The 19,410-nt window shown below is 67.0% G+C and carries 19 protein-coding genes; 6 read left to right on the top strand and 13 right to left on the bottom strand.

Annotation, left to right across the window (positions count from 1 at the left end; all coding sequences use genetic code 11):
- Positions 1-23 precede the first annotated feature (23 nt).
- From maiA to ACWIDZ_RS14045, 7 genes are all read right to left on the bottom strand, one after another.
- Positions 24-653 (bottom strand): maleylacetoacetate isomerase, encoded by a 630-nt coding sequence (maiA, locus tag ACWIDZ_RS14075; RefSeq protein ID WP_453989745.1) that lies wholly within the window; start codon positions 651-653, stop codon positions 24-26.
- Between the two features lie 4 nt (positions 654-657).
- Positions 658-1,992, bottom strand: a complete 1,335-nt coding sequence (locus ACWIDZ_RS14070; RefSeq protein ID WP_343831731.1) for an MFS transporter — start codon at positions 1,990-1,992, stop codon at positions 658-660.
- A gap of 73 nt (positions 1,993-2,065) precedes the next feature.
- Positions 2,066-2,764 (bottom strand): fumarylacetoacetate hydrolase family protein, encoded by a 699-nt coding sequence (locus tag ACWIDZ_RS14065; protein ID WP_453989747.1) that lies wholly within the window; start codon positions 2,762-2,764, stop codon positions 2,066-2,068.
- On the bottom strand, positions 2,761-3,813 hold the full coding sequence (gtdA, locus tag ACWIDZ_RS14060) for a gentisate 1,2-dioxygenase (protein ID WP_343831728.1): 1,053 nt from the start codon (positions 3,811-3,813) through the stop codon (positions 2,761-2,763). The genes ACWIDZ_RS14065 and gtdA overlap by 4 nt, the downstream gene beginning before the upstream one ends.
- Positions 3,814-3,817: 4 nt before the next feature.
- Positions 3,818-4,147, bottom strand: a complete 330-nt coding sequence (locus ACWIDZ_RS14055; protein WP_291778837.1) for a non-heme iron oxygenase ferredoxin subunit — start codon at positions 4,145-4,147, stop codon at positions 3,818-3,820.
- The gene (locus ACWIDZ_RS14050; RefSeq protein ID WP_291778833.1) at positions 4,144-4,617 is read right to left on the bottom strand and encodes an aromatic-ring-hydroxylating dioxygenase subunit beta; all 474 of its coding nucleotides are present in this window, start codon (positions 4,615-4,617) and stop codon (positions 4,144-4,146) included. Before ACWIDZ_RS14050 ends, ACWIDZ_RS14055 begins: the two co-directional genes overlap by 4 nt.
- Positions 4,618-4,619: 2 nt before the next feature.
- The gene (locus ACWIDZ_RS14045) at positions 4,620-5,870 is read right to left on the bottom strand and encodes an SRPBCC family protein (protein ID WP_453989750.1); all 1,251 of its coding nucleotides are present in this window, start codon (positions 5,868-5,870) and stop codon (positions 4,620-4,622) included.
- A 125-nt stretch (positions 5,871-5,995) separates the two neighbouring features.
- Here ACWIDZ_RS14045 and ACWIDZ_RS14040 point away from each other — a divergent pair, with 125 nt between their 5' ends.
- On the top strand, positions 5,996-7,180 hold the full coding sequence (locus ACWIDZ_RS14040) for an NAD(P)/FAD-dependent oxidoreductase (protein ID WP_453989752.1): 1,185 nt from the start codon (positions 5,996-5,998) through the stop codon (positions 7,178-7,180).
- 12 nt (positions 7,181-7,192) lie between these two features.
- On the opposite strand, the gene ACWIDZ_RS14035 is transcribed toward ACWIDZ_RS14040, so the two are convergent.
- On the bottom strand, positions 7,193-7,975 hold the full coding sequence (locus ACWIDZ_RS14035) for an IclR family transcriptional regulator (RefSeq protein ID WP_453989754.1): 783 nt from the start codon (positions 7,973-7,975) through the stop codon (positions 7,193-7,195).
- Between the two features lie 270 nt (positions 7,976-8,245).
- Here ACWIDZ_RS14035 and ACWIDZ_RS14030 point away from each other — a divergent pair, with 270 nt between their 5' ends.
- Entirely contained in the window at positions 8,246-9,001 is a 756-nt protein-coding gene (locus tag ACWIDZ_RS14030) for a Crp/Fnr family transcriptional regulator (RefSeq protein ID WP_291778820.1), read from the top strand.
- 113 nt (positions 9,002-9,114) lie between these two features.
- Positions 9,115-10,380, top strand: a complete 1,266-nt coding sequence (locus ACWIDZ_RS14025; RefSeq protein WP_453989756.1) for a transporter — start codon at positions 9,115-9,117, stop codon at positions 10,378-10,380.
- A 54-nt stretch (positions 10,381-10,434) separates the two neighbouring features.
- Here ACWIDZ_RS14025 and ACWIDZ_RS14020 read toward each other — a convergent pair whose 3' ends face one another.
- From ACWIDZ_RS14020 to ACWIDZ_RS14005, 4 genes are read right to left on the bottom strand one after another with little or no spacing between them, the layout of a single operon-like run.
- Entirely contained in the window at positions 10,435-11,121 is a 687-nt protein-coding gene (locus ACWIDZ_RS14020; RefSeq protein WP_453989758.1) for a hypothetical protein, read from the bottom strand.
- A 4-nt stretch (positions 11,122-11,125) separates the two neighbouring features.
- The gene (locus tag ACWIDZ_RS14015) at positions 11,126-11,857 is read right to left on the bottom strand and encodes a C39 family peptidase (protein ID WP_453989760.1); all 732 of its coding nucleotides are present in this window, start codon (positions 11,855-11,857) and stop codon (positions 11,126-11,128) included.
- A complete protein-coding gene (locus ACWIDZ_RS14010) occupies positions 11,854-12,258 on the bottom strand; it encodes a hypothetical protein (RefSeq protein ID WP_346486225.1) in 405 nt (134 codons plus the stop codon). Before ACWIDZ_RS14010 ends, ACWIDZ_RS14015 begins: the two co-directional genes overlap by 4 nt.
- 57 nt (positions 12,259-12,315) lie before the next feature.
- Complete coding sequence (locus ACWIDZ_RS14005; RefSeq protein WP_453989762.1) at positions 12,316-13,164, bottom strand: hypothetical protein; 849 nt, start codon at positions 13,162-13,164, stop codon at positions 12,316-12,318.
- 206 nt (positions 13,165-13,370) lie between these two features.
- Between ACWIDZ_RS14005 and lepA the strand changes: the two genes are divergently transcribed.
- The gene (gene lepA, locus ACWIDZ_RS14000; RefSeq protein WP_312218833.1) at positions 13,371-15,179 is read left to right on the top strand and encodes a translation elongation factor 4; all 1,809 of its coding nucleotides are present in this window, start codon (positions 13,371-13,373) and stop codon (positions 15,177-15,179) included.
- A 56-nt stretch (positions 15,180-15,235) separates the two neighbouring features.
- Here lepA and ACWIDZ_RS13995 read toward each other — a convergent pair whose 3' ends face one another.
- Entirely contained in the window at positions 15,236-15,901 is a 666-nt protein-coding gene (locus ACWIDZ_RS13995) for a glutathione S-transferase family protein (RefSeq protein WP_453989764.1), read from the bottom strand.
- On the opposite strand from ACWIDZ_RS13995, the gene ACWIDZ_RS13990 reads away from it, so the two are divergent.
- Complete coding sequence (locus ACWIDZ_RS13990; RefSeq protein ID WP_453989894.1) at positions 15,888-16,424, top strand: MarR family winged helix-turn-helix transcriptional regulator; 537 nt, start codon at positions 15,888-15,890, stop codon at positions 16,422-16,424. The genes ACWIDZ_RS13995 and ACWIDZ_RS13990 overlap by 14 nt on opposite strands.
- Positions 16,425-16,557: 133 nt before the next feature.
- On the top strand, positions 16,558-19,410 hold the full coding sequence (locus ACWIDZ_RS13985) for a M16 family metallopeptidase (RefSeq protein WP_453989766.1): 2,853 nt from the start codon (positions 16,558-16,560) through the stop codon (positions 19,408-19,410).

Raw genomic sequence — 19,410 nt, 5'->3', positions numbered from 1 at the left:
CGCGCTCGGTTCGGTTGAGATGATTATTCGGCGTCGGGCTGCTGGCCGGGCGCGGCGTTCTGGAAGGCGGGCAGTTCGAGACAGGCCGCCTCAAGCGCCAGCAGGCGCGGCCAGCGCAGTTCGACGCCGAAGCGGCGAGCGTTGCCCAGTTGCGGCACGATGCACAGGTCGGCCAGGCTTGGGGCGTCGCCGAAGGCGAAAGGACCCGGCTGATCCGCCAGCAGTCGGTCGACGGCGTCGAGACCTTCCTCGATCGTGGTCGAGGCCCAGGCCTGGACCAGTTCTTCACCCAAGCCCAGTTCACGCAGGCGTTGCAGCACCTTGAGATTCTGCACCGGATGGATGTCGCAGGCGACGGCCTGGGCCACGGCCCGGACCTTGGCCTTCAGCACCGGATCGGCGGGCAGAAGGGCCGGCTCGGGCGCGATCTCGTCCAGGTATTCGATGATGGCCAGGGACTGGGTCAGGACCGCGCCGTCGTCGGTGACGAGCGACGGCAGCAACCCTTGCGGATTGAGCGCCAGGTACGCCGGCGCCCGCTGCTCGCCCTTGCGCAGGTGGTGGGCGACCTGCACGGCCTCCAACCCCTTGAGGCCGAGAGCGATACGAACGCGCCAGGAGGCCGTGGAGCGGAAATAGCCGTGCAGGATCATGGGGTCAGACTCCGGCCCGACGGCGCACGCCGCCGAGGGTGAAGACGGCGATCGAGGCGATCGCGGCGGGGATGACGGCCAGCAGGATCAGCGACTGCGGCGTCCAGCCGGCGGCCAGCAGCACGCCGCCGACCAGCGGGCCGACAATGGCGCCGATGCGGCCGACGCCCAGGGCCCAACCCACGCCCGTGGCGCGGATGGCCGTCGGGTAGACCGCCGCCGTCAGGGCGTTGCAGCCGATCTGGGCGCCGACGACGCCGAAGCCGGACAGCGCCGCGCCGACCAGCAGGACCGGCAGATTGGTGCCGCCGAAAGCCAGCAGGGCGATGAAGGCGGCCGAGGCGGCGTAGGCCGCGCCCAGGACGACATAGGGACTGATCCTGTCGATCATCCGGCCCAGGACGATGGCGCCGACGACGCCGCCGAGGTTCAGGATCGAGGTGGACAGGATGGCCATGCTGAGCGGCAGGCCCGCTCCCTTCAGCAGGGTCGGCAGCCAGTTCACCAGGAAGTACATGACCAGCAGGTTCATGAAGAAGGCGACCCACAGCAGCAGGGTCACGGGCGTGCGGCCCTCACGGAACAGCTGGAAGACCGAGAAGCCCTTGGCCGCCGAAGACTGTTCATGCTTCAGGCCGGCGATGAATTCGTCGACCGAGGCGCTGGCGTCGATCTTCTTCACGATAGGCGCGATCCTGTGCTCCGGCGCGCCCTTGGCGACCAGGAAGCGCACGGATTCCGGCAGCATGAAGTAGAGAACCGGCAGCAGCAGAAGCGGCAGGACGCCGCCGACGACGAAGACCGAATGCCAGTCCCAGGTCGCGATCAGCCAGGTCGAAACCAGGCCGCCGATGGTCGATCCCAGCGGGAAGCCGCAGAACATGACCGTCACCAGGGTCGCGCGCAGCCGCGCCGGGCCGTATTCGCTGGTCAGGGCGATGATGTTGGGCATGGCGGCGCCCAGGCCGACCCCGGTGATGAAACGGTAGATCAACAGCTCGTTCATCGAGGTCGAGAAGGCCGTCAGCAGGGCGAACAGGCCGAAGATCAGGGTCGAGATCAGGATGACCGTCTTGCGGCCGAACTTGTCCGCCGCCGGGCTCAGGGTGAAGGCGCCGACTGTCAGGCCCAGAAGGCCGATGGCGAAGATCGGGCCGAACGCCGACGGGGCCAGGCCCCAGTCCTCGGCGATCTTGGGCGCGACGAAGGCGATCGACTGAGTGTCGAAGCCGTCGAGCATGGCGATGATGAAGCACAGCGCCGTGACGCCGAACTGCAGCGGGCCGAATTTGGCCCGGTCGATGACGGCGTTGCCGCCTCCTTCGCCCATGGCTGCCATATGTGTAGTCCTCCTGCGGAGGGCGCGTCTGACGCGCGCCTCTCCGTGATTGCTGATGATGCGTTGAAGGGGATCAGGCGGCCTTCGGACCGACCTTGATACTGAGCGGCGTCAGGCCGTCGATGGTCACCACCATCTCGTCGCCCTCGACCACGGCGCCGACGCCCGCCGGCGTGCCTGTGTAGATCAGATCGCCCGGCTGGATCTCCCACAGGGTCGACAGATAGGCGATGATGTCCGCCACCGGCCAGATCAGGTCGGCCAGGTCGGCGTCCTGCTTGACCTCGCCGTTGACGGTCAGCTTGATCGCGCCCTTGTTCGGGTCGAAGTCGCCCTCGCCCGCCTTCAGGATCAGGCCCAGCGGCGAGGACTGTTCGACGTTCTTGCCGGTGTCCCACGGACGCCCCTGGGCGCGAGCTTCCAGTTGCAGGTCGCGACGGGTCATATCCAGGCCCGTGGCGTAGCCCCAGACGTGGTCCAGCGCGTCCTCGACGGCGATGTCGCGCCCGCCCTTGCCCACGGCGACGACCAGTTCGGCCTCATAGTGGAAGTTCTCCGTCTTGGACGGATAGGCGATGGTCGTTCCATCCGGCACGACCGTCTCGGCCCAGGCGGTGAAGAAGAAGGGCGGTTCGCGGTCGGGGTCGCGCCCCATCTCGCGCGCATGGGCGGCGTAGTTGCGGCCGACGCAGAAGATGCGGCGAACCGGGAAATCGTCGCCCGTCGAAGTCTTGGCCAGGACCGGCGCTTGCGGTTGGAACAGCAGGCTCACGCGTTTTCTTCCTTGTAAAGATTCAGTTTTTCCTGACAGGCCTTGTCCGAGTAGCCGAACAGCACAAGCTGGCTCTCGGCCTTGAACACCACCTGTTTCCACGACGGGACGACAACGATGTCGCGGGGGTTCAGGGCGACGGTCTCGCCCTCGATCACGGCCTCGCCGGTTCCTTCCACGACGACGAAGATGGTCCCGTCGGTCGCGCGACGCGGACGCGTCTGGAAACCGTTCGGCAGCAGGCGGACATGGGCCGAGATGGTGGCCATGATCGGGCCGCCGTCGATCGGGTTCATGAACTCCAGCGCATGACCCAGGTGCGGGTCGATCTCGGCGCCGCTCTCGGCCAGGGCGTCCAGGGCCGGACGCCACTCGGCGTAGGGGTAGTGGAACAGAGGCTGGTGCGCCGGGCGGCGGTCCGCCGTGTGGCCCTTCAGCGGACGCATGTTGCGGCCGTAGCGGTTCAGGCTGTCGCCCGCCGGGGCCTGCTCCGGGAAGCGGTCCTCGTGATAGTGCTCGGCGAAGCTGGCGTCGAAATGGCGCACGGTCGGGATATCCAGACCGTCCAACCAGATCATCGGCTTGTCGGTCGGATTGCCGTGGTCGTGCCACTGGCCGCCCGGCGTCAGCACCAGATCGAAGGGGCGCATCACCGCCTTCTCGCCATCGACCGCCGTATAGGCGTCCTCGCCTTCCAGCACGAAGCGCAGGGCGCACTGGGCGTGGCGGTGGGCCGGGGCGACCTCGCCCGGCAGGATCAGCTGCAGGCCGGCGTAGAGGCTGGGCGTGATGCCCGAATGGCCCGGCAGGCCAGGGTTCTCCAGGATCAGCACCCGCCGCTCGGCGTCCTTGGCGCTGATCAGGTCGCCGGCGCGCATCAGATAGTCGCGGGCGTTGTCATAGACCCATTTGTGCACCTGGGCCGGCGACTGCGGCTGGGGCAGGACCAGGGCGGCCAGCTTCTCCCACAGAGGGTAGAGCCCTTCCGGCTCCATCTGCTGATAGAGGGTCTCGAGCTGGGCGCGGTTGTCGTTGGTCAGCTGCGTCATGTGATCAGGCCTCCATGCCGACGTGCAGGACGCCGTCTTCGAGCTTCACCGGGAAGGTGCGCACGGCGACCGAGCAGGGCGCGTCCACGGCCGCGCCGGTCTTCACATTGAAGGTGCCCTGATGCAGCGGGCACTCGATCAGTTCGCCGTCCAGATAGCCGTCGGAGAGGCTGGCCTGGCCGTGGGTGCACAGGTCGGCGGTGGCGAAATACTCGCCGTCCACGACATAGAGGGCGACGCTCAGGCCGTTGACGACGGCCTTGGCCACGCCGTGTTCATCCAGGGCCGAGGGCGGCAGGGCGGCCGCCCACGACAGGGTCGCGACATCGGTCATGCGGGATACACCAGACTGTTCGGGATCATTTCGGAATCGAAGACGACGATGCGCTCGACGAAGCGCAGCCGGTCGCCGTCACGGACGATGCGGTCATGGCAGACGGCCGACAGCACGATGTCCGAGGGCTTGTCGATCAGCGTCTGCACCACCAGCAGGTTGTGGCGGACGCGCACGCCCTGTTCGTCCTGCTCGACGATGCGCGGCGCGGTGGGAAAGCGGCGGTAGTATCGCGGGGCGTACATCTGCGTCCGCGTCAGCCCCGTCACCCGGTCCTTCAACATGCCGCGGCTCTCGGCCTGCATGGTGCACAGGGTGTAGCCCGCCTCATGGTTCTCGCGCGGGATCACGCGATAGAGGCAGTCCTCGGTGAAATACTCGGGCCAGGCGTGCAGATCGACATCGTCAAGCGTCGCATAATAGGCGTCGTAAAGGTCGCGGACCTCGTCGCGGGTGATGGTCTCGCTCATGCTCACAGCCCCATCACCTTGCGCCAGTAGCGCCACATGCCGCGCACGGCGGTCTCCGTGACCTGGTGGTCGGTCGGGGCGATCTCGCGGCCGCCCATCTGCAGGATCATGTTGGCGTCAGGCGAGCCCATGGCCCCCTGCTGGGTCATCTCCAGAACCTCGCCGTCGTCGGCCGAGACGAAGCCCGCCGGTCCGAACAGATTGGCCTGGCGCGTGCGCCGCAGCTTCATCTCGTCGGTGTCGTCGGCGTAGCACCAGTGGGTCCAGTGGAAGTCGAACCCGCCCGGCCCCTTGGGCACGATCTGGCGCGTGGTCAGGCTGTTGACCTGCTGCTGCAGGATGACGCTGGGGAAGATGGTGATCATCCCGACGGTCTCCTCGCCGGGGAACTCCTGCACCACGTCCATGACGCGCGGGTCCTCCAGCACCAGGTCGCCCTGGAAGTTGCGGATGTCCGCCATGTCCTCGGTCTTTTCCTGCTCGCCCTTGCGCGAGATCAGGATGCCGTGGCGGCCCTCGTCATCGATATCGACGGCCGACTTCTGGTCGGCGCGGAACAGGCCGAAGGTGGCGAAGAACACATGCAGGAGCCCGGCGTGATACGGGTCCTTGATGTTCTCCTGCATCTGCTTCCAGTTGGCGGGAATGTGCTGGCGATTGTAGCCCAGCACCTGCAGCTTCCGGCCGTCATAGACGCGGGTGTAGTGCTTCCAGAACTTCTCGCCCAGATACTCGCGGAACGGCGGCGTCTCGTCCGAGAAGGTGGCCCAGACCACGCCGTTGACCACCTCGACCCGCAGCTTGGTCAGGCCGTTCTGCTTCAGGTCGAAGTCGGCGGGCATCCCGCCCTGGCGCTTCACCCCCCGGCGAAAGGGCACGCCCTGCAGGTCGCCGTTCAGGGCGTAGGACCACTGGTGATAGGGGCAGATCAGCTCCTTGGAGTGGCCGAAGCGCGACTGGCAGAACTTGACCCCCTTGTGGGCGCAGCGGTTCTCGACGACCGAAATCTCGTCCTCGCCCGAGCGGACCATGACGCAGGGCTTCTCGCCCAGGGTCGTGGTCTTCCAGTCGCCGACATCGGGGATTTCACATTCCAGGCCGACGTACAGCCAGTGGGGGCCGTACCAGATCTTCTGCAGCTCCTCGGCGTAGATTTCCGGGTCCGTATAGACCCAGTAGGGCACCGCGGCGTCGACATCGGCCGGCCAGGCGCGCGCTTGACGGCCCTCTGGAGGGCGCATGGCGATGGTCACTGAAAAGCTCCCGAACTGACAATTCGAAGCGGCGATCTCACGTCGCCGTTGACCGCCTTGGTGTCGTGGTTTTTGATCTATGTCAAATGCGTTGCATGTAGTGCAATGACCTGAGGAGATCACAAATGACGGAGCGCATCGTTGTCGTCGGCGCTGGCCACGCTGGCGGAATGGCCGCCATCGCCTTGAGAGAGTTGGGCTTTTCCGGGAAGCTGACCCTCATCGGCGATGAGCCGCACCCCCCCTACGAACGTCCAAGCCTGTCAAAGGGATTCCTGAGCGGAGCCGAACCCGAACCCGTCTGGCTGGCGCCGGCGGAACGCTGGAGCGCGCTGAACGCCGTCCTGAAAACCGCCAGTCCCGCCGTCGCGATCGACCGTGAAAAGGGCGAAGTCTGCCTGGCCGACGGATCGACCGAGCCGTTCGACGCCCTGATCCTGGCGACCGGCGGGCGGGTGCGGCGCCTGCCCCTGCCCCACCATCCCGCCGTCCATTATCTGCGGACCACGGACGATGCGCGCGCCCTGGCCGCGGGCGCTCGGCCCGGCGCGCGCGCCCTGATCGTCGGCGGGGGCGTCATCGGTCTGGAAGCGGCTTCGACCCTGCAAGGCATGGGCCTGTCCGCCGTGGTGATCGAAGCGGGCGAGCGGCTTCTGGGGCGCAACATTCCGGCCGAGGCGGCCCAGTGGCTGGCCGAGGCTCACGCGCGCATCGGCGTCGACGTCCGCCTGGGCCGCTCGCTGACCGGCCTGGACGACACGCCCGACGGCGGCGTCACGGCGACGCTGGATGGCGGGGAGACGCTGAACGTCGACCTGGTCGTCGTCGGGATCGGCATCATCCCCTGCGTCGAACTGGCGGAAGCGTCCGGCCTGCCGATCGACGGCGGCGTGCTGACGGACGACGACTATCGCTCGCCGGGCGATCCGCGCGTCTTCGCCATCGGCGACGTGGCGGCGCGGCTGAAGGACGGCGCGGCGCGACGCATGGAGACCTGGGCTCACGCTCAGACCTCGGCCCGCAAGGCGGCGCTGGCGATCCTCGGCCTGCCGTCCGAACCCGAACCGACGCCCTGGTTCTGGACCGACCAGTGCGGGCATAACCTGCAGATTCTCGGAGACCCGTCCGCCGCAGACGCCGTTGTGGAGCGTGGAGAAGGCGCGCGTCTTTACCTGCGTCAGGGCGCTCTGGTCGGCGCCGTCTGCCTGGACCGGCCGCGCGATTTCGCCGCCGCCCGCCGCCTGATCGGCAAGACTCTCAAGCCCGAAATCGCATCCGATCCGTCCGTCGACCTGCGCAAGGCCGCCTGAAGGACGCTCGCGTCAGACCTGAGGACGTATGCCGCCGGTCGCGGCGGTGATCTGGTCGCACACCTCGATCAGACGATCGCGCGCCTGATCGTCGTTCTCCGGCTTGAACAGATCGGTGGCCAGCACCGTGGCTGTGAAGACCGCCTCGCCCTGCAGGTCGAAGATCGGCACCGCGGTAGCGCGCAGACCGGGGATCAGGTCCCCGCGAATCGCGGAATAGCCGTCGCGGCGGACCCGCGCGCGCAGGGCTTCAACGTCGATGGGCTGGAACTGCGGCTGGGTCTCGCGCTCGACCATGGCCCGGGTCTGGTTCTCGGGCCTGAAGGCCAGGAAGACATGGCCCGTCGCCGAACTCAGCAGCGGCAGCGGAGCGCCGACGGTCAGCGAGGTCGAGATCGGCGGCGTGCCCATGATCCAGCGCACCACGATGGGCCCTGACGGCCCCAGGGCGGCCATCTGCACCGTGCGGCCTGTCTCGCGCACATAGTCGCCGATGGCGATGGCGGCCTCGCGGAAGACATCCATGCGCGACAGGGCCGCCAGCCCCAACCGCAAGGCGCCCGGCCCCAGTTCATAACGTCCCGTCGCGGCGTCCTGCCGCGCCATGCCCGCCGCGATCAGACTGGCCAGATAGCGGTGCGCCTGCGACGCCGACAGATCCGACGCCTGGGCGATCGCGCCCAGGGCCGCCGCCCCGTCCAGCGACGCCAGCACGTCCAGCACGCGCAGACCGATGCCCACCGACTGTATGCCCTGTCGCCGATCCGTCGTTTCGACCATTACCGCCCCCCTCATGCCGGCTCGTCTTCGGCCCTTCTCTCTCATGCGGAGTCAGCCGCTCACTGACAAGGGAAGGGCTGATCGCAGCCGGTCATATCCGGCCGGTCCGGCCGATGCGCGCAGCCGCCTCCTTAAAATTAACTTAAAATCAACGTTTTTGAGCCTTGGCAGGAACGACCGTCGTGCGGTCGCCGTTTCCCGTCCCGGAGGAACGCCTGAGATGGTGTGGGAGAGGGACGCAAGCCGGACCGCCGGAGGGGGTCGGTCGCGCCTGCCCGTAGGGGCATGGTGACGCGCGCGGTCAGCGTGCGCCGTTCGGCGTCCACGCCAGGCGACCTGGCGGCGCTGCGCAACCTCACCTCCATCAACCGGCTGAGCGATGAAGAGCGCGCCCTGGTGCGACGCCTCTGCGTCTTTCAGGAAGTCGTTCCCGCGGGTCAGGCCTTCGATCCGGACGGGCGGGCCGCCTCGCCTCGCCTGATTCTGAGCGGTTGGGCCTGTCGGCAGCGCATCCTGGCCGACGGCCAGCGTCAGATCTTCGGCTTCCTGCTGCCCGGCGACTCCATGGGGCTGAGCCTTCATCCGCGGCCACTGGACGAGACGACCGTCATCGCCCTGACGCGGGTCGAATATGTCGACGCCCTGATGCTGCGCGAAATTCTCGCTTTGCAGGACCCGCGTCACGACCGGCTGCGTCGGGCCCTGGCGACCTCTCGCCGCTACGAGGAAGCCTGCCTGCTGAATCATGTGGTGCGCCTGGGCCGGCAGTCGGCCCAGGCCCGCCTGGCCCACCTGTTGCTGGAACTGCGCGATCGGCTGCAACGCGCCGGCCTGTGCACCAGCGACCGTCTGCATCTGCCCCTGACCCAGGAGACCCTGGCCGACGCCCTGGGACTGAGCTTGGTCCATGTCAGCCGCACCCTGGGACAGATGCGACGCCAGCGATTGATCGCCATGCAGAGCGGCTGGGTGACCCTGCTGGACGAGGCCTATCTGCGCGCCGCCAGCGACTATGGCGTCGACGAACACGCCCTTCACTGAAACCGAAGCGAAAAGAGAGAGCGAGCGTCATGAGCCTTTATCGACAACCGTCTCGGCCCCGTCCGCCTCTCTCCCCCCGCCGCCCGCCGGGACGCGCCGGCTCCGCCCTGCGGATGATCGGCGTTTCGGCGGCCATGGCGGCCTTGTTGGCGCCCGGCGCCGCCCTCGCCCAGGACGAGGACCTTGCGGCCCGGGTCGCGCGGCTGGAGGCCCTGGTCGTCGAACAGCAACGTCGGATAGAGGCGCAGGAAGCCCTGTTGGCCGAACGCGCCGCCGTCCCTCCGCCCGCCGTCGATTCCCGCTGGCAGGTGCAGACCGACGCCTCGGGCCGGGCGATCTTCGCCGATCGCACGCTCGACCAGCTGCGCGCCGGCCAGCAGGTCGCCAGCACCATCGCGCCCAACGGACCGGCTCAGCCGACCCTGCCCCCGACCGAGGGGCCGCCGCCGCCCGCGCCCGAGGTGCGGCGCGAACAGTTGGCCGCCATCCCCGAGGGCATCGCCGTGCTGAGCCAGCCGGGCAAGCTGACGGTGGACCTGTCGACCGAGTACACGCGCTCCAGCGCCAATCGCCTGGTGTTCCGCGGCATTGAGATCGTGCCCGGCGTGCAGATCGGCGTGATCGAGGCCAATGAGGCCGACCGGGACACCGGCGTCGTCACCCTGGCGGCGAAATACGGCATCGCCCCCCGACTGGAGGCCGAGATCCGCGCCCCCTACGTCTGGCGTAACGACACCATCACCACCGTGCAGCAGCGCGACGAGGCGGTGACCCGCACCATCGACCTGAGCGGCGACGGCGTCGGCGACGTCGAGGCCGCCGTCCGCTATCAGATCAACGGCGGCGAGCGCGGCCGCCCCATCTTCATCGCCGGCCTGCGGGTCAAGAGCGACACCGGCGAAGGCCCCTTCGACATCGATCGCGACGAGTTCGGCATCGCCACGCGCCTGGCCACCGGCTCCGGCTTCTGGGGCGTCGAGCCCAGCATCAGCTTCCTCTATCCCAGCGACCCGGCGGTCATCTTCGGCAGCCTGAGCTACTTCGCCCACCTGCCGCGCGACATCGACAAGACAGAAGGCGAAATCCACATCGGCAAGGTCGATCCGGGCGACGCCATCGGCCTGGCGATCGGTTTCGGCTTCTCGCTGAACCCACGCTTCTCCTTCTCGCTGGGCTATAAGCACAACTACATCCGCCCAACCTCGAGCCAGCTGAACGACATCACGGAAAAATCCGACGAACTGCAGGTCGGAGCCCTTCAGTTCGGCATGTCCTACCTGATCAACGACCGATATAGCCTGAACGGCAATTTCGAGTTCGGCGTGACCGAGGATGCGCCGGACATGCGCTTCATCCTGCGGCTGCCGATCGTGTTCTGACATGAGAAGGGGCCGCCGCGGCGGCCCCTGCCCTGGCTCGCGCCGCCAACCAACCTAGCCGCCGGGGCTCCGAAGACCCGCCCAGTCGATGTCGCGGGCGATGTTGGAGCCATAGTTGTACCGCTGACTGTTGGTCTGGATCATCCCCAGGTCGGGCAGGACCAGATTCAACTCCATATCCTGACGGATGTCGCGGTTGTCGGCGTTGTTGATGATGAGGTTCTGCAACTGGCTGGTCGTGATGTTGTGCAGGATGGCCGTGGCGCCGTTCCCGTCGATCACCGCCACGCCGCCGGCGTTGTTCAGTCCGCGAAGATCAACGCCGCCCGCCATCAGGCCGGCCATGGCGCCCGCCAGGTCGGAGACGCCGGGGACGTTGTGCTGGACCTGTTCGGTCATGGCGCCGGTCGGCGTCCAGGTCAGTTGGGTCTGCAGGGCCAGTTGATCATTGACGTAGGAGCGCACCACGACGCCGAAGCCGAAGGTGAAGCCCGCCACCGTCATGAAGCCCCCGCGCGCCTCGGCCATGTCGGCGTCCGTCATCATCCGGGGACCGTAAGAGACCTTCACGGTCAGCGCCGGCGGCGCCGACGCTTGCAGCGGCGCGCCCGAAGGCTCCGACAGGGGACCGCCCGCTAGCTCGGCGGCGAAGGCGGCGGACTGGGCCCCGGCCGGCGCCGCAAAGCAGATCGGCGCCGCCAGGCTGATGATCATAAGGAGGCTGGATCGCGCGCGTCGCATGGCGTCACCTCAGATAGGGATCGAGGGAGAACCGCGTCGTCACCTGATAGAGCGGCGGCAACTCCCGCGTCAGTTCCGCCAGGGACATGGGTTGCAGCGCCTGCCCCGGCCGAGACCGGTTCCACACGCGCCATTCCTCGGCGTCGTTGAAGGTGTCCGCCGGCTGACGGACGACGAAGGCGACCCCGTTCCACATGTCGGTGAACTGGTCGCGCGAATAGATCTTCAGCCCCAGGGCCGGATCGCCGACCAGGACGCGCCCCGCGTCGTCGCCCTTGAAGACGACGAAATGCTTGTAGCCGGCGGTGTCGATCATCACGATCGCCGGGGCGTTCATCTCGATCAGCTCATCCAGGCTCAGCCGGAAGCCGTCGGCGGGATAGCCCCGCGCATCCAGATACCGCTTCATGTCCAGCAGGGAGAAGCCGACGCGGCGAATGGTCTCCTGATCGCCGTCGGCGAACATGGCGCGGAAAATCTGAGCCTCGCCGACATCACGTCCGTAGTGGTGCCGCAACAGGGTGGCCAGAGCGGCCGAACCGCAGCTGAAATCATACTGCTGACGCACCACTGTGCGGAACGGCAGGTCGCGATAGCTGACCACCTTCAGCCGCCCTGCAGCCGGGCCGTTGTTCAGCAGAATCTCAGCCTGAGCCGAGGGCGCGCACAGGACCGCGACGCTGACCCCGACAGCCAGCCCCAGGCCGGGCGGAAACCGGGCGGTCCAGCGTGTCACGGGTTCGGCGCCGTCGTCACGATATTGATCGTGATCGCGCCTTGCAGGTTGTTGTTGTTGCCGCTGTTCATGACGAAGTTGCCGATGCCGTTGAAGCCGGAAAAGGCGTTGGCGTCGATGCGCATGGCGCCGGTCGTGACCGTATTGGCGTTGACGCTGTTTCCGCTGTTCGTCGCCTGCAGCAGCTGGTCGCTGGCGATGAGGACGGATGGCGCGCCTTGGCGGCCGTGCAGGGCGTCCAATTCCTCAACCGCCAGCGAACGCGGAGCGCCCGCGACAGCAGCCGAGGAGTCGGCCTGGGTCGGCGCAATGATGATCAAGGGCGGAGGGGGCGACGGCGGAGAGGCCGAATTCGGATCGGCCGCCCCCAGCAGCGCCAGGGTCGACAGAAGGCTGAGCATGGTTCCCTCCCAGGAAGAAGTTCGGCGGCCGGAGAACCGGCCGCCGAAAACGAAGGCCTAGTTGCCGCCGCCGCCGAACGTGACGTTGGCGTTGGCGCTGATCGCCGTGGCCGCCTGACCAACCGAGGCCAGACCGGTGTTGTTGCTCACCGTCTGGATGCCGGCGAAGCCTGCAAAGGCGCCGCCGCTCTGGTTGATGTCGCCCGTGCGGATCCGGCCGTTTTGCGGGCCTTGGCCGTCTTCCGACATGTCGAAGCTCAGGTCGCTGACGTTGGCGCTGAGTTCCTGCATGTTCAGGGAGACGCGGATGTTGCCGATGTTGGTGGAGTTGTCGTTGCCCGAGTCATTCACCGAATTGTCGTTGAAGGAATCAGAAACCCCCAACTCCAGGTTGGTGTTCACCGAGTTGTCGGTATTCGTCGAGGCGTCGGTGTTGAACGAGTCGGAGATGCCGACCTCGGTATTGGTCGAGTTATCCGAGTTGTCGTTGAACGAATCCGAAACACCCAACTCCAGGTTGGTGTTGGTGGAATTATCCGAATTATCGTTCAGCGAATCCGAAATGCCGACATCGAGGTCGGTGGAATTATCGGTGTTGAACGAGTCCGCGACGCCCAGATCCACATCCGTGCTGTTGCCGCCGCTGTTGTAGGAATCGGTCGCCGAAGTATTGCCGCCGACCGCGCCGTTCGGCCCGCTCGAGGACTGGGCTTGGGCCATGCCCGCAAAGGCGAGGGCTCCAGCCAGGACCGCAGCGGACGTCATCATTTTGGCACGCATTTCTTTGCCTCCAATCAAAAGGGTTTCAAAGGAGGCTCCTCCACCTCCGAAGGCCCAAATCGTCGGATGACAGCCGTCGTTCCCCTGAAGAGAACCTCTGATTTTTCTAGAGAATTCTTGCAGCACGACCGTCAGCCGGGCGGAAATTCGATCAAATGGAGTGGCAAGTCCGGCCTACGGCGCAGCGCGGCCTTTCATTTGATCAAAACGTCACCCGGAATAAAGTTGGCGAAGTCGTGACTTTTTTCGGGCGACCACGTCATTATTCGCCCAGAGGCCGCCATACGGCTGACGTGGCGCAATCTCTCCAGCCGTGCTACGCGCGCCGAACCATGACGACGCCCCCTATCGAACGCATCCGCAACTTCTCGGTGGTCGCCCACATCGACCACGGCAAGTCGACCCTGTCGGACCGCCTGATCCAGTTCACGGGCGGCCTGACCGCGCGCGAAATGTCGGAACAGGTCCTTGATAACATGGACATCGAGAAGGAGCGCGGCATCACCATCAAGGCGCAGACCGTGCGCCTGAACTACAAGGCCAAGGACGGCGAGACCTACGTCCTGAACCTGATGGACACGCCGGGCCACGTCGACTTCGCCTATGAGGTGTCGCGTTCGCTGGCCGCGTGCGAAGGCTCGATCCTGGTGGTGGACGCCTCGCAGGGCGTCGAGGCCCAGACCCTGGCCAACGTCTATCAGGCGATCGACAACAACCACGAGATCGTCCCGGTCCTGAACAAGATCGACCTGCCGGCCGCCGAGCCGGAGCGGGTCAAGGCCCAGATCGAGGACGTCATCGGCCTGGACGCCTCGGACGCCATCGAATGCTCGGCCAAGTCGGGCCTGGGCATTGAGGACGTGCTGGAAGGCATCGTCGCACGCCTGCCGGCGCCCAAGGGCGACATCAGCGCCCCGCTGAAGGCCATGCTGGTTGACGCCTGGTACGACCCCTACCTGGGCGTGGTGCTGCTGGTGCGCGTGTTCGACGGCGTGCTGAAGGCCGGGATGCGCGTCAAGATGATGCAGACCGGCTCGACCCATCTGGTCGATCGCGTCGGCGTCTTCCTGCCCAAGAACACCCCGGTCGAGCAGCTCGGCCCCGGCGAGGTCGGCTTCATCACCGCCCAGATCAAGGAAGTCGCCCACGCCGCCGTCGGCGACACCATAACCGACGAGAAGAAGCCCACGGCGGAACCGCTGAAGGGCTTTAAGGAAGTCCAGTCGGTGGTCTTCTGCGGCCTGTTCCCGGTCGACGCCGCCGATTTCGAGGACCTGCGCGCCGCCATCGGCAAGCTGCGCCTGAACGACGCCAGCTTCACCTATGAGATGGAATCCTCGGCCGCCCTGGGCTTCGGCTTCCGCTGCGGCTTCCTGGGCCTGTTGCACCTGGAGATCATCCAGGAGCGCCTGAGCCGCGAGTTCAACCTCGACCTGATCGCGACGGCCCCCTCGGTCGTTTACAAGATCGGCCTGCGCGACGGGACCGAGATGGACCTGCACAACCCAGCCGACCTGCCGGACGTCATGCAGATCGAGACGATCAGCGAACCGTGGATCAAGGCCACCATCCTGACCCCCGACGAATACCTCGGCGGCGTGATCAAGCTGTGCCAGGACCGCCGCGGCAACCAGATCGAGCTGTCCTATGTCGGCGCGCGCGCCCTGGTGGTCTATGAGCTGCCGCTGAACGAAGTGGTGTTCGACTTCTACGACCGGCTGAAGTCGATCTCGAAGGGCTACGCCTCGTTCGACTATGAGATCACCGACTACAAGGTCGGCGACCTTGTGAAGATGTCGATCTTGGTCAACGCCGAGCCGGTGGACGCTCTGTCGATGCTGGTCCACCGCGCCCGCGCCGAGACGCGCGGCCGCGGCATGGTGGAGAAGATGAAGGAGCTGATCCCGCCCCACATGTTCACCATCCCGATCCAGGCGGCCATCGGCGGCAAGATCATCGCCCGCGAGACGGTGCGCGCCCTGCGCAAGGACGTGACGTCGAAATGCTACGGCGGCGACGCCACCCGCAAGAAGAAGCTGCTGGAGAAGCAGAAGGCCGGCAAGAAGCGCATGCGTCAGTTCGGCAAGGTGGAGATCCCGCAGGAAGCCTTCATCGCCGCGCTGAAGATGGACGAGGATTGAGGCAAGAGGCCCCCAGCCCACGCTTTGAACGAGCCCGGCGACGGGCCGCCTTCAACCTACACAGCGGCCCGCTGAATCGCCTCGTACTCGCCGAATGGCCTCAACTGATCAGCGAGCGCGCGCTTGAACGCAGGGCGGGCCTCGGCGCGCGTAACATAGGCGGATAGCGCAGGGAAGCTGGCGACGACGTCCGTGTGACGCAGGTCCCGCAGCACGTGCGCCATCAGGATGTCCGCCGCACTGAAGCGGTCGTTGGCGAACCATCGCCGATCCCCCAGTGCGTCCTGCAGGTCGCTCAACCGCCCGCGCAAGGCGACCTCAACCTCTGGTCGGCGCTCCTTCGCCCAAGCCTTGTCGGCGTTGAAAAAATCGATCCCGGCCAGTTCGGCGACAAGAGGTTCGACGCTGTTCATGGCGGCGAAGAGCCATGTCATGACCATCGCACGTCCGGCGAGGTCGTCAGGCATGAGTTCAGACGAATTCTGCGCGATCCACAGAACAATGGCCCCGCTCTCAAACATCTGCACCTTGCCGTCGCTGTAAGCGGGAACCTGGCCGAAAGGCTGCAGGGACCGGTATGCGGGCGTTGACTGGTCTTCAAACCCAATCAGCCGATCATCATACCCGAGGCCTGCCTCCTCCAGCGCCCAGCGGACGCGGATGTCGCGGACTGAACCCTGGGCGAAGTCAGGCACCCACTTGAACGCCGTGACCTGGATCATGGGATGCTCCTTCAGCTTGTCCTGGCTCTCGACGTCGCCGCCGAGCATTGACATAAAGTTTGATATCAACATAATTTCAGTCATGTCAAACCCGCCGACCGCCTTTTCTCAGACACTGCATATTCGAGATCATTGCCTTTGCTTGCACGCTCAGCGCGCTGCGCGGGCCCTGTCCCGACGGTTCGACGAGGCGTTTCGACCTTATGGGATCACCAGCGGCCAGTTCTCGTTGATGAACGGACTGAACAGGCCCGAACCGCCGACGATCGGCGCCGTGGCCGAACTGCTGGCGATGGACCGCTCAACCGTGACCGCGAATTTGAAACCGTTGGAGCGCGCTGGCCTGGTCACCATAGCCGTAGACGAGAAAGACCGACGCGGACGGCGGGTGGCCTTGACCGACGCAGGCCGCAACGCGCTCGGCAAGGCGACACCGGTCTGGATCCGGGAACATGCGGCCCTTGAGGGCGAGATCGGCGACGGCGACGCGCTAAGGGCGTTGCTGAAGCTTGGCGCAACCTAGAAAGCAGGCCTGGAGCAGGCCGGGCGCGCCGGCGAATATGAAGAATTCTTCATACAACAATGTGTCGCGTTGCCGGAGACGCGTGCGCGGTTAAGGTCCGCCTCAACATGATCCGTTGGGGACTGAAAACATCATGCGCCTTGCCGCCTCTTCCGTTGCGCTCGCCGCCCTGCTGGCCGTGAGCACGCCCGTTATCGCCGCGCCTGCGGCCACCGCCGCAACCGTGACCGCCGCCCAGGCCGAGCCCCTGCGCGGGGCGCCGGTGTCGGAGTTGATCGCCCGCGTCGACATTCCGTGGAAGCGCTTCCAGCTCGACAACGGCCTGACCGTCCTGGTCCACGAGGACCGCAAGGCCCCCGTCGTCGCCGTGTCGGTCTGGTACAATGTCGGATCGAAGGACGAACCCAAGGGCTCGACCGGCTTTGCGCACCTGTTCGAGCATCTGATGTTCGGCGGGTCGGAGAACTCGCCCTCCAGCCACATCCAGACGATGAATGCGGCAGGCGCGACCAGCCTGAACGGCACGACCTGGTTCGACCGCACAAACTATTTCCAGACGGTGCCGACCCCGGCGCTGGACTACACCCTGTATCTGGAATCCGACCGCATGGGCTATCTGCTGGGCCAGGTCAGCCAGGAGGTGCTGGATCTGCAGCGCGGCGTCGTCCAGAACGAGAAGCGTCAGGGCGACAACCAGCCCTACGGCATGACCTACTACGCCACGCTGGAAGCCCTGTTCCCCGAGGGGCACCCCTATCGCCACTCGACTATCGGTTCGATGGCCGACCTGGACGCCGCCAGCATGGAGACGGTGCGCGACTGGTTCCGCCAGAACTACGGCCCGAACAACGCCGTCCTGGTCCTGTCGGGCGACATCGACGAGGCGAAGGCCCGCGAACTGACCGAGAAGTATTTCGGCGCCATCGCGCGCGGCCCGGTCAACACCCCGGCGGCGGCCCCCGTGCCGACCCTGGCGGCGCCGGTCGAACAGGTGCTGCACGACCGCGTGGCCCAGACGCGCATCAGCCGCACCTGGGTGGTGCCGGGCCTGGGCGATCCGGACTCCGTGCCGCTGAGCGTCGGCGCCTCGGTGCTGGGCGGCCTGGCCAGCTCGCGCCTGGACAATGTGCTGGTGCGCGACGAGCAGACGGCCTCCAGCGTCTCGGCCGGCAATCAGGTGTTCCAGCGCGTCGGCATGTTCAGCTATTCCGCCATGGTCAAGCCGGGCGCCGACGCGGACGCCGTGGCCCGGCGCATGGATGAGGTGCTGGCCGACCTGATCGCCAACGGCCCGACGCAGGACGAGATCAACCGCGTCGTCACCCGCTACGCCTCGCAGCGCATCCAGGGGCTGGAAACCGCCAACGGCAAGGCCTCGGTCCTGGCCGAGGGGCAGCTGTATTCGAACGATCCGGACTTCTACAAGAAGGAGTTGGCGGCCTATGCGGCGGTGACCCCGGCGCAGGTCCAGGCCGCCCTGCAGAAGTGGCTGAGCCGCCCCGTCTACGGCCAGATCGTCATGCCGGGCGAGCGTGAAGCCTACGCCGAGGCCGCCGCCGCCCCCTCGGGCGCGACCCCGGTTCCGGCCGAGCCGATCCAGCGCGTGGCCCGCGACGCCGCCCCGACCATCGGCCAGGTCTCCAACGTCGACTTCCCGGTGGTGGAGCGCGCCGCCCTGTCGAACGGGATCGAGATCGTCTACGCTCGTTCGACCACCGTGCCGGTGACCCGCGTGGCGCTGGAGTTCGACGCCGGGGTCGCGGCCGACCGCGCCGACCGGCTGGGCGCCCACACCTTGATGCTCAACGTCATGCAGGAAGGCACGACGACGCGCGATTCCAAGGCCCTGGCCGAGGCGCAGGAGCGTCTGGGCGCCAGCGTCTCCGTCGGCTCGTCGATGGACCGCACCGTGGCCAATCTGTCGGCGGTGACGACCAATCTGCAGCCGTCGCTGGCCCTGCTCTCGGACGTGGTACGCAACCCGGCCTTCGCCCCGGCCGAGATCGAGCGCCTGCGCGCCACGCGCCTGGCCGCCCTGGCCAATGAGAAGACCCAGCCCGCCGCCATCGCCGGCCGCGCCCTGCCCCCGCTGATCTACGGCGAGAGCCACCCCTACGGCCGCCCGTTCGGCGGTTCGGGCGACGAGGCGGTGATCCGCGGCCTGACGCGCGACGATCTGGCGGCCGAACACGCCCGCTGGATCCGCCCGGACAACGCCAGGCTGTTCGTCGTCTCCGACCTGCCGCTGGCGGAACTGAGGCCGCAACTGGAGGCCGCCTTCGGAAACTGGCGCGCCCCGACGACGGCCAAGGGCGTCAAGGGCTTCGACGCCGCCCTGCCGCAGACCTCGGCGCGGGTGGTGCTGATCGATCGGCCGCAGTCGCCGCAGTCGCTGATCTACGGCGGCCAGGTGCTGCCGGTGTCGGGGACGGACGACATCCTGACCCTGACCACGGCCAATACGGTGCTGGGCACGGACTTCCTGTCGCGCATCAACGCCGACCTGCGCGAGACCAAGGGCTGGTCCTACGGCGTGCGCGGCACGATCAGTCAGTTGCAGAACAGCGCCCCCTACATCGTCAACGCCCCGGTCCAGGCCGACCGCACGGGCGAGTCGATCGCCGCCCTGATCGGCCAGTACGAACGTTTCCTCGGCGCCGACGGCGTGACCCCGGCGGAGCGCGAGCGCACCGTCCTGGGCGACACCCGCGCCCTGTCGGGCAGCTATGAGACCTCGTTCCAGGTGCTGAACGCCCTGCGGTCGAACGCCCTGTTCGGCCGACCGGATGACTATCAGGAGACCCTGGCCGGCCGCATCAACGCCCTGACGGCTGAGCAGATGGACGCCGCCGCCCGCGCCGCCATTCAGCCGTCGCGCTTCGTCTGGGTGGTGGTCGGCGACGCCGCCGTGGTCAAGCCGCAGCTGGACGCCCTGGGCCTGCCGGTCGAGGTGCGCGCCGCCGAGGCGCCGAAGACGGCGCAGTAA

This window comes from Brevundimonas sp. NPDC055311, assembly GCF_053645695.1.
This window is presented reverse-complemented; position numbering and strand designations above follow the sequence as displayed.

Bases quoted from the DNA above. Each gene is read 5' to 3' on its own strand.
- maiA (WP_453989745.1), bottom strand. From the start codon at position 653: ATGATCCTGCACGGCTATTTCCGCTCCACGGCCTCCTGGCGCGTTCGT.
- ACWIDZ_RS14070 (WP_343831731.1), bottom strand. From the start codon at position 1,992: ATGGCAGCCATGGGCGAAGGAGGCGGCAACGCCGTCATCGACCGGGCC.
- gtdA (WP_343831728.1), bottom strand. From the start codon at position 3,813: ATGACGCAGCTGACCAACGACAACCGCGCCCAGCTCGAGACCCTCTAT.
- ACWIDZ_RS14055 (WP_291778837.1), bottom strand. From the start codon at position 4,147: ATGACCGATGTCGCGACCCTGTCGTGGGCGGCCGCCCTGCCGCCCTCG.
- ACWIDZ_RS14050 (WP_291778833.1), bottom strand. From the start codon at position 4,617: ATGAGCGAGACCATCACCCGCGACGAGGTCCGCGACCTTTACGACGCC.
- ACWIDZ_RS14040 (WP_453989752.1), top strand. From the start codon at position 5,996: ATGACGGAGCGCATCGTTGTCGTCGGCGCTGGCCACGCTGGCGGAATG.
- ACWIDZ_RS14035 (WP_453989754.1), bottom strand. From the start codon at position 7,975: ATGAGGGGGGCGGTAATGGTCGAAACGACGGATCGGCGACAGGGCATA.
- ACWIDZ_RS14030 (WP_291778820.1), top strand. From the start codon at position 8,246: ATGGTGACGCGCGCGGTCAGCGTGCGCCGTTCGGCGTCCACGCCAGGC.
- ACWIDZ_RS14025 (WP_453989756.1), top strand. From the start codon at position 9,115: ATGATCGGCGTTTCGGCGGCCATGGCGGCCTTGTTGGCGCCCGGCGCC.
- ACWIDZ_RS14020 (WP_453989758.1), bottom strand. From the start codon at position 11,121: ATGCGACGCGCGCGATCCAGCCTCCTTATGATCATCAGCCTGGCGGCG.
- ACWIDZ_RS14010 (WP_346486225.1), bottom strand. From the start codon at position 12,258: ATGCTCAGCCTTCTGTCGACCCTGGCGCTGCTGGGGGCGGCCGATCCG.
- lepA (WP_312218833.1), top strand. From the start codon at position 13,371: ATGACGACGCCCCCTATCGAACGCATCCGCAACTTCTCGGTGGTCGCC.
- ACWIDZ_RS13995 (WP_453989764.1), bottom strand. From the start codon at position 15,901: ATGATCCAGGTCACGGCGTTCAAGTGGGTGCCTGACTTCGCCCAGGGT.
- ACWIDZ_RS13985 (WP_453989766.1), top strand. From the start codon at position 16,558: ATGCGCCTTGCCGCCTCTTCCGTTGCGCTCGCCGCCCTGCTGGCCGTG.